Annotated in this window: 8 protein-coding genes; 2 read left to right on the top strand and 6 right to left on the bottom strand. The window is 50.1% G+C overall.

Annotation, left to right across the window (positions count from 1 at the left end; translation table 11 throughout):
* Window positions 1-70: 70 nt before the first annotated feature.
* Window positions 71-3,958 (bottom strand): phosphoribosylformylglycinamidine synthase, encoded by a 3,888-nt coding sequence (purL, locus tag B2U97_RS09490; protein WP_034818356.1) that lies wholly within the window; start codon window positions 3,956-3,958, stop codon window positions 71-73.
* A 98-nt stretch (window positions 3,959-4,056) separates the two neighbouring features.
* On the bottom strand, window positions 4,057-4,194 hold the full coding sequence (locus B2U97_RS09485) for a hypothetical protein (protein ID WP_158511967.1): 138 nt from the start codon (window positions 4,192-4,194) through the stop codon (window positions 4,057-4,059).
* Window positions 4,195-4,344: 150 nt separating this feature from the next.
* Here B2U97_RS09485 and B2U97_RS09480 point away from each other — a divergent pair, with 150 nt between their 5' ends.
* On the top strand, window positions 4,345-4,842 hold the full coding sequence (locus tag B2U97_RS09480) for a transcriptional activator RfaH (RefSeq protein WP_286830479.1): 498 nt from the start codon (window positions 4,345-4,347) through the stop codon (window positions 4,840-4,842).
* Here B2U97_RS09480 and B2U97_RS09475 read toward each other — a convergent pair.
* Genes B2U97_RS09475 through B2U97_RS09465 form a run of 3 tightly spaced genes read right to left on the bottom strand, consistent with a single transcriptional unit; the run spans window position 4,836 to window position 10,092 of the window.
* Window positions 4,836-7,415, bottom strand: a complete 2,580-nt coding sequence (locus tag B2U97_RS09475) for a zinc-dependent metalloprotease family protein (protein WP_286823358.1) — start codon at window positions 7,413-7,415, stop codon at window positions 4,836-4,838. The genes B2U97_RS09480 and B2U97_RS09475 overlap by 7 nt on opposite strands.
* Before the next feature lie 24 nt (window positions 7,416-7,439).
* Entirely contained in the window at window positions 7,440-8,807 is a 1,368-nt protein-coding gene (gene mltF / locus B2U97_RS09470; protein WP_286823359.1) for a membrane-bound lytic murein transglycosylase MltF, read from the bottom strand.
* Window position 8,808: 1 nt separating this feature from the next.
* Window positions 8,809-10,092: an amidohydrolase gene (locus B2U97_RS09465; RefSeq protein WP_286823360.1), complete on the bottom strand. Its 1,284-nt coding sequence runs from the start codon at window positions 10,090-10,092 to the stop codon at window positions 8,809-8,811.
* Window positions 10,093-10,161: 69 nt separating this feature from the next.
* On the opposite strand from B2U97_RS09465, the gene tadA reads away from it, so the two are divergent.
* Window positions 10,162-10,635, top strand: coding sequence for a tRNA adenosine(34) deaminase TadA (tadA, locus tag B2U97_RS09460; protein WP_286823361.1), 474 nt, complete (start codon window positions 10,162-10,164; stop codon window positions 10,633-10,635).
* Here the strand turns inward: tadA and B2U97_RS09455 are convergent.
* Window positions 10,628-12,097 (bottom strand): Na+/H+ antiporter NhaC family protein, encoded by a 1,470-nt coding sequence (locus B2U97_RS09455; protein WP_286823362.1) that lies wholly within the window; start codon window positions 12,095-12,097, stop codon window positions 10,628-10,630. The two genes, tadA and B2U97_RS09455, sit on opposite strands and share 8 nt — an antisense overlap.
* Window positions 12,098-12,148: the final 51 nt, after the last annotated feature.

Here is a 12,148-nt window from a genome sequence, read left to right as displayed (position 1 = left end):
GGGGACCATCTCATCAGGCTACATCCCGCAACCCAGCCGGTTAGCCGAATTGCGGTTTGCGCCGGGCGCGTTACCCGAGGTGCTTACGGGCGTTGCGGAACATGCGCATCCACGGGCTGTCTTCGCCCCATTCATCCGGGTGCCAGCTATTGGCTACGGTACGGAACACGCGTTCAGGGTGTGGCATCATTGCGGTCACACGACCATCGTCACTGGTTACCGCAGTAATACCTTTCGGTGAACCATTCGGGTTGGCCGGATACTGCTCAGCTACTTCGCCCCAGTTATCAATGTATCGCAGTGGAACCTGGCCACTTTGCTCCAGCTGAGACTGCTGCTGAGGGTTAGCAAACTCCGCACGGCCTTCACCATGAGACACCGCAATTGGCATACGCGAACCCGCCATGTCACCTAAGAAAATCGACTTAGATTCCTGCACTTCCACCAGACTAAAGCGCGCTTCAAAACGCTCGCTGCGGTTAGTCACAAAACGAGGCCAATGCTCAGTTCCCGGAATTAACTGCTTCAGAGTCGACAACATCTGACAGCCGTTACACACACCCAGTGCCAGTGTATCGTTACGCTTAAAGAAAGCTTCAAACTGCTCACGCGCACGGTCGTTAAATAAAATAGATTTAGCCCAGCCCTCACCGGCACCTAATACGTCGCCATACGAGAAGCCACCACAAGCAGCCAGTGCCTGCATATCTTCTAACGACACACGACCAGCTAAAATATCGCTCATGTGAACATCAACCGCTTCAAAACCGGCACGGTCAAACGCCGCGGCCATTTCGTAATGCGAGTTCACGCCCTGCTCACGCAGAATCGCCACTTTCGGCGCAACGCCCTTAGCAATATAAGGCGCAGCAATATCCTCAGAAGGATCAAAAGTTAAGTCGGCCAGTAAACCCGGGTTATCGGCACGTTGTTTCAGACGGAATTCTTCGTCAGCACACACTGGGTTGTCACGCAGACGCTGCATGTGGTGCGTCGTTTCTGCCCATACCGTACGCCAGTGCGTACGGCTCTGGGCTAATACATTCTGTTCGTCACGGGTAAAGACAATGGCATCTTCATGCGTTGGCTCACCAATGCGTTTCACACAGTCGCCCAAACCAGCGGTTTTATAGGCGTCCATGACTTTTTGGTACTGCTCGTCACTAACCTGAATAACAGCACCCAGCTCTTCGTTGAACAGAGTCGCTAAGTTATCCTCGCCTAATTCGTCCAGCGCTACTTTCGCACCACAGTTACCGGCAAAGGCCATTTCCGCAACAGTAGTGAATAAACCACCGTCCGAGCGGTCGTGATACGCCAGTAAACGACCTTCGGTTACCAACTGCTGCGTGGTGTTAAAGAAAGCTTTAAAAGCTTCAGTGTCGTCCAGGTCTGGCGTATGTTGCCCCAGTTGCTGGTACACCTGCGCCAGTGCAGAGCCGCCTAAACGGTTCTGGCCTTTACCTAAATCAATCAGTACCAGATGCGACTGACCTTTGTCGGTACGCAACTGCGGTGTCAATGTAGAGCGAATATCATTCACCCGGCCAAACGCCGTAATAACCAGACTCATTGGCGCGGTCACAGCTTTGTCTTCGCCGTCTTCCTGCCACTGAGTTTTCATCGACATCGAATCTTTACCTACCGGAATAGTAATACCCAGTTCAGGACACAGCTCTTCACCGACGGCTTTAACGGCCTCATACAAACCTGCGTCTTCACCCGGATGACCAGCTGCGCACATCCAGTTGGCGGATAATTTAATGCGTTTTAAGTCGCCAATGTCCGCAGCGGCAATATTAGTCAAAGACTCTGCTACTGCCATGCGGGCCGAAGCACCAAAGTTCAGTAATGCCAGCGGCGTACGCTCGCCCATGGCCATAGCTTCGCCATGGTAGCTGTCATAGCTGGCCGCAGTTACCGCAACGTCAGCCACCGGTATCTGCCACGGGCCAACCATTTGGTCACGGGCAACCAGGCCAGTAACACTGCGGTCACCAATGGTAATTAAGAAGGTTTTCTCAGCAATAGCCGGTAAGCGCAATAAGCGATCAGCCGCGTCATTCAAATCAGCCGCTTCCAGATGCAATGGCGTACCTTCGGCCTGCAAGCGGGCCACGTCGCGGTGCATCTTCGGCGGTTTGCCTAGCAGTACGTCCAGTGATAAATCAATGGGCTGATTCGAGAACTTGGCATCGTTCAGTAAAATAGTCAGCTCTTCAGTCGCTTCACCAATAACGGCGTACTCTGCTCGCTCGCGCTCACACAAGGCTTCAAAACGCGCCATGTTCTCCGGAGCAATGGCAATAACGTAGCGTTCCTGCGACTCGTTGCACCAAATTTCCAGCGGTGTCATGCCGGGTTCATCGTTTGGTATCTCGCGCAATTCAAAGCGGCCACCACGACCACCATCACTCACCAGCTCGGGCATGGCATTCGACAAACCACCAGCGCCCACGTCGTGAATAAAGGCAATAGGGTTATCGGCCCCTAGCTGCCAGCAGCGGTCAATCACTTCCTGACAACGGCGTTCCATTTCCGGGTTTTCACGTTGCACTGAAGCAAAATCTAAATCTTCGGTCGACTCGCCCGACGCCATAGAAGATGCTGCGCCGCCACCTAAGCCAATGTTCATTGCCGGACCACCTAGTACAACCAGCTTAGCACCAACCGGAATATCACCTTTTTGTACGTGAGCTTCACGAATATTGCCTAAACCACCGGCAATCATAATTGGCTTATGGTAACCACGGGTCTCGCGTCCATTGTGGCTGTCGACTGTTTGCTCGTAAGTACGGAAATAGCCGGTCAGCGCCGGGCGACCAAATTCATTATTAAAGGCTGCGCCGCCTAATGGGCCTTCCAGCATAATATCCAGCGCCGAAACAATACGCGCTGGTTTGCCGTAGTTCTCTTCCCATGGTTGCTTAAAACCTGGAATGTTCAGGTTAGAAACGCTGAAACCCACCAAACCAGCTTTAGGTTTAGAACCAACACCGGTAGCGCCTTCGTCGCGAATTTCACCGCCCGAGCCGGTTGCCGCACCCGGGTAAGGAGAAATAGCCGTTGGGTGGTTATGCGTTTCCACCTTCATTAAGATATGCACCGGCTCGTGGCTGTAGCCATAGCTCATGCTGTCCGGTTGTGGGTAGAAACGCCCGGCTTCATGGCCTTCCATAACGGCGGCATTGTCTTTGTAAGCCGACAACACGTAGTCCGGTGTGGTTTCAAAGGTGTTTTTAATCATTTTGAACAGCGACTTAGGCTGTTCCGCGCCGTCTATGGTCCAGTCGGCGTTAAAAATTTTATGACGACAGTGCTCAGAGTTTGCCTGGGCAAACATATAAAGCTCAATGTCATTCGGGTTACGGTCCAGTTTGCGGAAATTCTCTACCAGATAATCAATTTCGTCGTCGGCCAGTGCCAGACCTAAGCTGATATTTGCCTGTGCCAGTGCTTCACGGCCGCCAGCGAGAATATCTACCGAAGACAATGGCTGCGGTTCCTGTGAGCGGAATAGCTGCTGCGCGTCGTTCATGTCGTACAACACACTTTCGGTCATACGATCATGCAATAGTAGCGCAGCCTGCTTCAGTTCTTCTGCCGACAAGTCACCCTGCAGATAAAAAGCCACACCACGCTCAACACGATGAATGCTTTTCAAGCCACAATTGTGGGCAATGTCAGTTGCTTTAGAGGCCCAGGGGGAAATTGTTCCAATGCGAGGGGTTACCAGTACCAGAGCACCTTGTGGCTCGTGCGCCGGCATTTCGGGGCCGTACTTCAGTAGTTGCAGCAATACCGAACGGTGTTCGTCGCTAAGTTCATTATGCAAGTCAACAAAGTGCTGATACTCGGCATAAAGCTCTTTGACAGGAATTCCTGCCTGTTTCAGTTGTTCAAGTTGCTTCGTTGTTTTGAAGGCTGATAAGGCAGGTGCACCGCGGTAGATTTCCACAAGCAAGGTCTCCAAAGCTGGGCGATTTTTGCTGGCAGATTATACAGTAGCCTGACATTCATGTCAGGTACAATATCGAACCTGACATACACGTTTGGCTACTCAATTTTCGGGGTGCCTTCGCGATTCACTATGCGGAACCATTTTTCGCGGCGCTCAATAATGCGCTGCTTGCGCTTACGGATAACGGCGCGACGGCGGGAATTGTTTTCACGTCTGAGGCGGTTGGCTTGCATAGATTTATGCCTTTATTGCGTTTAAATGCCTAATCAGCTTACCTTGTCATACTGCTTTTTTGCAACGATTTTATGCTGGCTTACCAGCCTAGTTTGCGTAACTTAGACTAATGTGGAAAGATCGCCCGCCGACGCTCAAAAGGACCTGTTATGAATGAACTCGAATCTGACGTTTGGTACATAGTACGAACCAAGCCTAAGCAGGAAGAACGCGCCATACTGAATCTGGAGAATCAGGGGTTCGGTGTTTTCGCGCCCGAGTTAACCGTGAAAAAGGTTCGTCGGGGTGTGCGTACCTCTGTGGTTGAGCGTATGTTTCCGGGCTATGTGTTCGTGAAACCCGATGACATTATTGAGCAGTTCTACAAATTGCGCAGCACCTATGGTGTCGCTGGTGTGTTGCGTTTTGGCGACAACATTCCGAAGGTTCCACAAAGCTGGGTTGACCAAATGAGAGGGATTGACCAACTGACCGATGAACAGGCGCCTCAGATAGGCGACACGGTCGAAATTCAGCAAGGCCCTTTCCGTGGTTTCCTTGCTAAGATTGTCAAACTGGACGGTGAATCACGCTGCTTTGTTATGCTCGAATGGATGCAAAAAGAAGTCAAAGCCAATTTCAGCTACAAAGAACTGCAGTTTCAATGAGCGGTGCGGCGGCGCAAGCCAAGAGCGACTGAGCCAAGCACCACAAGCCAGCCTGCATGGCCGCCGCTGCTGCCAGAGTCAGCTGCGGTAACAGTAAAGCGAGCCGTCGCCGATTCCGTATTGCCCTCGGTATCACTTACACTTAACCGATACTGATACGTTCCCGCCGAAAGTTGCCCTAATGAGGCACTGAATGCACCATCATTAAAACTAAATCCGGTTACTTCATCTTCGCTACTCTCCATTACCCTGAATAACCGCAGGCTACCCGGGGCAAGGTTCAAATCGGCATCAGCCACTGTTGCCGAAAGGCGAACAGTTTGCCCTTCCGTTGTGCCTGTTGCCGTAAAACCAAGTATGGTCGGAGCAATAGCTCTAGGTTCAACCGTTAACGCAACCCTCAGGCTGTCACTGCCGTCGCTGAAATCTACTCTCAGTATCGCGGTCTGCTCCGAATCAACAATCCCTGCCGTCCCTTCTATAGAAAAGCGTCGCTCACCATCAACAGCACCGCTCACCTCGTTAAAGCTAAAGTCATTAATCAGGTCATCGTCTAAATTAACCACTGACACAGCCACATCATTACTGACATTAAACAGGCTCAGTTGAGTATCAAGCTCCTCCAGTTCGCCAACCGTATCACCCGAACTTAAAAAAGCCTGCGGGCGTGAGCCAACCATATCGGAAGGGTCATTCCACAGTCCGCTGGAAATATTAAAATCGTTAAAATCGGTATTCACCACTTTTAAGTGCCAGTGGAAAGGATTATAAATATTGTCTTTATCCAGGCTTGCCGCAATCTCTTCAATATCAGTCTTTAAAGTTACCGTCATCATACGTGTGTTGCCACTACCGCTGACAACCCAGTCAAACCATTGTTCGGCAGTTACTATGCCAACTTCCTGACTCACCGAAGTGCCACTAGCGGTTGTCGGAATTGCCATCTGTAATGACTGATTACTGGTATCGGCATCCGATAGCTCAATGGTAAAACTGGCCTTGTCTCCGGCCTCCACCAGGCCTATCACATTGCTATCCAGTAGCAGATAATTTGCTCCGGTACTTGAGAAATTACCGTTAAAGCTACTATTACTCACAAAACGCCAGCGTGCAGCTCCGTTGGTCAATTCCTCTATCGCGATAATGCAGATATCGGTTGCTCCGTTAGGTATTCCGCCTAAAGCAACCGAGTTCACACTAAAACTTTGCAAATTCAAAAGTGCTTCACGTCGGGCAAATCTATATTCTTCGCAGCGACCACCGCCCAAAGCGTAGCGGTCGGCATTGGCTACCGACGGCCAGCTTAAGGTCAGCTCCGAATTCCCGGTACGGCTGGCCGCCATAGCATTAACATTAGTGCGTGACGCGTTATTAGCCCACACCACGCTACTGCGTTGCGCCGCAGTGCTGGCATCTGCCGCATCTATTTCAGAATCGGCTTTACCCATTGGCAGTCCAAAGTTGCTGTCGACCAGGTCAGGACTGGAGTAGGCGGGTTCCTCATTACAGTCGGCTCCGCTGCCAAATTCATTCCGGCAGACGCTACCGTACGACATCGTCGTATAAAAACGTCCGTTATCTTCAATAAAGCCGTAAGGAATATGGTAATCCTTCTGATCACCACTACCGCCGCTCGCATTGTTCGCCAACGTATAACGGTCATGATTGAGGCCGAAATTATGTCCAACCTCGTGAGCAACCGTTCCCGAACCGGTGCAGGACAAGCTGGTATAGCCTGCACCTGAAGCGCCGCTAACCCTGTTCACTAAGTTGTCACTGACATCAAAGTCAGTGGCAACAAAAGCCAAACCGCAAACACTGGAGTTTTCAGCGCCAATAAAGTGGACCACATCGGCCTGATAGCGATCCATCAACCGACGTACTCGTTGATCATCAACCAGTTCATCAATAATCGAATCAGGGTCTTCTGTCGGAAAGTTAGTGGTAGATTCCGGATTGAAAAAACTAACACCGGCCACAGACATTTCAACAGGTAATTGTGAACGCTCAAAAATTGAATTACTTGTGCTTACTGCTGCTTCAATGCGTAAAGCTAAATCGTAGCCTTCGTCATCGGCATAGCCTATTAACTTTTCGTCGTACAGAAAAAGCACGTCAATGCTGTTATCGAACTGAGTCACCAGAGAAGTTATTTGAGCGTTGTTGGCTTTTGTCAGTGCCGCTTTACGTGGAGCCGAAGCTACCTGAAACTGCTTTTCCAGCTTTAGTGGTTCTGTGCCGCTCTTAGGTTTTAACGGCTCTGATGGTGTGCGGTTTCTTTGGTTAATATAGGTTTTACCGTCTACACGACGAATTTCCACTTCACCAATATCGGGGTGCGTAATTGAAATAAGTTGGTTATTACCACGCTTATGCAAAAAACCTAAATGCTGAGTGTCACCATAGCGGTCTTCAAAAGTGAGTCGATAACTGTTTTCCGACGACAAAGACTCAGCCAGAGTTCCTTCAATAAGTTGGTTGTTTACAGATAACTCAATTTTGTCGCCCAGGCTTTGTGCTAAGGCAAATACCGGCGCTAAAGCTATTAGCACTGCGACGACTATTTTTTTCATTTTAAACACCTAATTTTATGGCTGTTACAGGCGCCCTTGTTCATCTAAATATTTCAATGTGTCGTAAAAACGGCGAATGTTACCGACATAGGTCACTGGTTCATCGCCCCGCGCGAACCCATAGCGGGTATGACGGTAAAACTGCTTTTGTCTCAGCAGTGGCAGACGTTTTTTCACGTCCACCCAGCGGTCCGGGTTCCCACCCTGGTGTTCAGTTAAAATTCGCGCGTCTTCTAAATGACCGAATCCTATATTGTACGCAGCTAACGCAAACCAGGTTCTGTCCGGTTGCGGAATTCTTGCAGGCACCCTATTTAGCATGCGCTCCAGGTAACGCGCTCCACCGCGAATACTTTGTTCAGCATTCAGGCGGCTCTTAACCCCCATAGCTTTGGCTGTAGGCAAAGTCAGCATCATCATTCCGCGCACCCCAGTAGGAGAAACCGCCCGCGGATTCCACAACGATTCCTGATAAGAAATAGCAGCCAGCAAACGCCAGTCAAGCGACCCTGAATGCTCTTTAAAAGTTTCTATATAAACAGGCAAAACGCGCTCTACCGCTTCTATAAACAAACTGGTCGTTACATAATTAAATTGTTTTACGTGACCAAAGTGCTGCTCTTTAATATGAGCTAAACGCCCACTGGAGCGAATTTCACCAAAATACTCAATTACCGCGGAAAACAACGAGTCATCTGTGCCCTGAGGTAAAGCCCAGGCAATATCCTGATCATGCTTTACCGTAAAAGCCACACTTAAGTCGGGATGAAACCGCCGCTGAATATCTAACGCCGTGCTATCGGTAATGGTGTAATCAACCTCGCCGCTAATCACCATTTGCAACAGCTCGACCGCATCGTGATCGCGGGTCGCGCGCCACTTTAGTGTCGGAATACTATCACCCAGGCTTTTTAAAAACTCATGGTGAGAACTGCCTTCCACCACCACTATTTCGCCGTCAGTAATCTGCTGCAAGTCTCGTGGACGTTGACGTGAGCCCTGCTTGAAAACCACCTTCTGGCTAATAATGTCGTAAGGCGGACTAAAACGGAATAGCTGAGCGCGCGTCGAGGTCCGGTCCAGACCCGCTGCAACAATATCAACCTCGCCGCGACGCAACATGGTAAACAAGTCGTTCACGTCAAAGCGCGGCACCATCTCCAGCTCCACGCCTAAGCGATCAGCAAAGCGTTTCGCCAGGTCGTATTCGAAGCCCTGCTCACGGTCATGATCAAAATAATAACTGGTTGGGTTTATCAAAGTTCCCACCCGCAATACCTGACGTTCCTGAACTACGGACATGGCATCGGGGCGGGTTTGAGGACTGCAGGCCGTTATTACACTAGCGGCCAGCAGTAAAATAGCAAACAGCGATACTGCAGACTTCGGCATATTAGAGAGATTCCAAAGCCCAATTCACATAGAGTTCAGTACCGGTTTTCAGTGCGTCTTCGTCGGCATAAAAATGCGGCGAGTGGTTACTCGGTTCTGCTGACATATCGCGCTCCGGTGGGGTAACCCCTAAAAAGACAAACATTCCGGGTACTTCCAGCGCATAGTAAGAGAAGTCTTCAGCTCCAGTCACTAAAGGTACTTCCTGTACTTTATCGGCGCCGGCTACCGCTCTTGTTACCGGCAGCATCTGCTCAATCAAGTCGGCATCATTACTGGTTACCGGGTAGCCTAAATCGACATGCACGTGGGCTTCTGCACCATTCGCCTCGGCTGTTTTCTCGGCTGTGTGCTTCAGTTTAGCGTGAATATCCGAACGAATATCCATATCAAAATTGCGGATGGTACCAATTAAAGTCACTTCGTCCGGAATAATGTTATTACGCACACCACCTTCCACAATGCCAAAAGACAAAACAGCCGGGGCTTTGGTGATATTCGTCTGACGACTGATAATGGTTTGTGCGTTATTAATAATTTGTGCTGAGGTCACAATAGGATCAACACCAGCCCATGGCGTAGAACCGTGCGCTTGCTTACCCTTTACTTTAATTTCGAACTGATCCGAGGACGCCATCAGCGGACCTTTACGATAGCCAACATGACCTGTAGGGAAACCTGCCCAGACATGAATACCAAAGACTTTTTCTGGTTTATTGTCGGCAAACAAGCCTTCTTCAAGCATTAACTCAGCGCCGCCCTCTTCGCCTTCAGGCGCGCCTTCTTCAGCTGGCTGAAAGATAAACATAACGTTACCGGCAAGTTCATCCTTCATTTCGGCTAGCTTTTCCGCCGCCCCCATTAACATAGCAACGTGATTATCGTGTCCGCAGGCGTGCATTACACCCACTTCTTTACCACGATACTCCGACTTTACCGTCGACTTAAAAGGCACATCGGTCTGTTCAGTAACAGGCAATGCGTCCATATCCGCACGTAACGCTATGGTTGGGCCTGGCTTACCGCCTTTTAGCATACCCACAACACCGGTATGCGCCACACCGGTTTCCACTTCCATGCCCAGAGAGCGCAAATGCTCAGCTACCATTTTTGCGGTTTCAAATTCGCGGTTACTCAGTTCAGGGTTGGCATGAATATGACGACGCCATTCAATGACCTGAGCTTCTAAGTCACTGCTGACTTTTACCGGTGACTGCTGAGCAGCAGCCTGAGCGCTATAGGCAAAGCTACTGGCCAGCATTAAGCTAATAATGAGCTTTTTCATTGTTCTCTCCTGCATAAGTGCGGATTGTTATTCTGGTACTGGGTAATATCCTGCGCTAAAATCGCCCTCATGACAACCGATGAAATCTACATGCAGCGAGCCTTAGAACTTGCTGAACAGGCGCAAAACGCAGACGAAGTGCCCGTTGGCGCGGTGTTGGTCATGGACGATAAAATTGTTGGCGAAGGTTACAATCAGGTTATTTCTTTGTCCGACCCGTCCGCTCATGCCGAAGCACAAGCCATTCGTTCTGCCGGTCAGGCTATCGATAATTATCGGTTGGTCAACGCCACCCTGTACGTAACCCTCGAACCCTGCGCCATGTGTGCCGGTTTAATCACTCATGCACGAGTCAAACGCTTGGTGTTCGGCGCAACCGACCCGCGGACAGGAGCCACCGGTACCGCCATTGAGGTTATCAACCACGCCTCTATGAACCACAAAGTAGATGTGCAGAGCGGCGTACTGGCCGAAGAATGCGGCGACATTTTACGCCGCTTTTTCCGCGCCCGCCGCAAATCCGCCAAGGCTAACGCTAAATAAGCATGCCCGTTATAGCGTAAGCCACAGTCGCTGCAAGCCCGGCTAATAAAGCATAAGGTAATTGCGTACGCACATGGTCTATGTGCTCAACTCCCGACGCCATAGAAGCAATAATAGTGGTATCAGAAATAGGCGACGCATGGTCACCGAATATGCCACCGGAAATTGCCGCTGCTATAAAGGGCGCGGCCGGCAAACCTAACGTCATTGCCAACGGTATCGCCAGAGGCAGCATAATGGCAAAGGTTCCCCAACTGGAGCCAATAGAAAAACCGGTAATAGCCGACAGCACAAATATCAGCGGTAACAGCATCCACAATGCCACCGAACCATCCAGAGCAGCCGCCAAAAACTCTCCCGTACCTAAGTCGCGGGTTAAGCCACCCAGTGCAATAGACAACCACAAAATGACCGCCAGTGGCAGAATATTCCAGGCACCTTTTAACAGGTACTTACCAATATCGGCTAAACCTGCCGGCTGTGTCATCAGGGTTCCGGCTACAGCAATACCCAGCGCCACATAAATAGCGACAAACACACTTAAAGTGCCGTTGCCGTCAACCAATACGCCGTTCCCGGTAACCAGCAGCATAACCGGAACCATCACCACCAGCGAAATCAGGCTGGTCATAACCACCGCTGTGCCTTTGCCAAAACTGGCCTCATCATCCGGACCATCGCCCCAGGTATTTTTGGAAACCTGATCGGGCACAGCATTCTTTTCAAAAGCTTTCATGGGCCCAATGTTCCAGTCGAACAACGCCACAAACAGCGCCAGCAATACCGCAAAAATGGCATAGAAGTTAAAAGCAATAGACTGAATAAACACCAGCAATGGTTGCTCAACGCCCTGGTTCGTAATGAGCGTTAAATTAAACGCCCCCCAGGCATTCAGCGGAATTAAGATACAAATAGCAGCACAAGTGGAGTCGACAATATAAGCGAGCTTTTCGCGGGCAATGCCCAGGCGGTCATAAATAGGCCGCGAGGTGGTGCCGGAAATCATAATAGTCACGTTCGATTCAATAAAGACCACAACGCCCAGTATCCAGGTCATTAACCGTGCCCGGCGCTTGTTTTCTATCCACTGTTTTTTTTCCAGCTTCAGCACAAACTCTTTAAACGTACCGCCATTTTCCAGCACGCCAAACAACGCACCAATACCCAGAGTAAAAAACCACACCAGCATATTACTGGGGTCGATAAGGGTGTCCCAAGTGCTCTCTAAAGTGCCGTAAGCAATATTGTCAGGAGCAGGCCAGAACAGCAGTATATTGGCCAGAATAATACCGCCAATAAGCGCCAGCAGAACTTTTCGGGTGACTATGGCAAATACAATTGCCAATAAGGAAGGTAAAAGACTGGTCCAGCTCAGTTCCATTAGGGTGCGTTTGTAAATGTCTGATACTGGGAGGTTAAAACAATAAACCGCCGCGGGCAATACCAGCGGCGGTTTATTCATAACACTAACTCATAACCTGACATTCCGTAATCTGAAATGCCACCCCGTAGC

Origin of the sequence: Idiomarina sp. UBA3176 (assembly GCF_002364295.1) — a bacterium.
Classification (GTDB): Bacteria; Pseudomonadota; Gammaproteobacteria; order Enterobacterales; family Alteromonadaceae; genus Idiomarina; species Idiomarina loihiensis.
This window is presented reverse-complemented; position numbering and strand designations above follow the sequence as displayed.